This is a genomic window from Achromobacter sp. GbtcB20, assembly GCF_019091095.1.
In the GTDB taxonomy this organism is placed as follows: Bacteria; Pseudomonadota; Gammaproteobacteria; order Burkholderiales; family Burkholderiaceae_B; genus Achromobacter; species Achromobacter mucicolens.
The window spans coordinates 1-630 of sequence record NZ_JAGXJZ010000149.1; the positions used below are offsets into that span (position 1 = coordinate 1).

Annotated in this window: 2 protein-coding genes; both read right to left on the minus strand. The window is 67.8% G+C overall.

Annotation, left to right across the window (positions count from 1 at the left end; translation table 11 throughout):
- The coding region (locus tag KVT32_RS28265; protein WP_217619222.1) for a biotin/lipoyl-binding protein at window positions 1–414 on the minus strand (414 nt) is incomplete at its 3' end.
- An 8-nt stretch (window positions 415–422) separates the two neighbouring features.
- The gene (locus KVT32_RS28270; protein WP_217619223.1) at window positions 423–629 is read right to left on the minus strand and encodes a DUF1656 domain-containing protein; all 207 of its coding nucleotides are present in this window, start codon (window positions 627–629) and stop codon (window positions 423–425) included.
- Between the last annotated feature and the right edge of the window lies 1 nt (window position 630).

A 630-nucleotide genomic window follows, 5' to 3' on the forward strand; every position in this document is an offset into this window, starting at 1 on the left:
CGCCAGCGCGGCGCGCGCAGTCTCGACGCGCGACTGGCCCTGCTCGCGGGTTTCCTGCGCCACCAGCTCGTCGAGCTGGACGTTGCGGCGCGCTTCGCGCTGGGCCTGGTTCAGCGCGGCCTGGGCCGCCTGCTCGGCCGCCTCGGCCTGGCGCAGGGCCAGTTCGAAGCGCGCGCGGTCGATCTCGAACAGCAGGTCGCCGGCATCGACCTGCTGGTTGTCGTGCACGTAGACGCGGGTCACCTGGCCGGTGACGTCGGGCGCGACCTGCACCACGTAGGCCTTGACGCGGCCGTCGCGCGTCCAGGGTTCGACTTCATAGTGGCGCCACAGCTGCCAGCCCGCGAACACGGCGCCGGCGGCGGCGACCAGGGTGATACCGACCCGGCCCACTGCCGGAAGGGAGAATTTCATGACCATATTCAGAATAGCTTGGATCCAAGGAGAGCAAGGCTGCCCAGCACGATGATGAACAGCGAAAAATCGAACAGCGCCGGGTGCCAGACGTGGCGATAGAAACCGGTGCGCGCCAGTACCCAGTTGAAGAGGCGCGAGACCACCAGCGCGAGCAGGGCCAGCAGCAGCAGCGGTGGCACATAGATGCCGTAGAGGCTGACTTCGCCGATCATC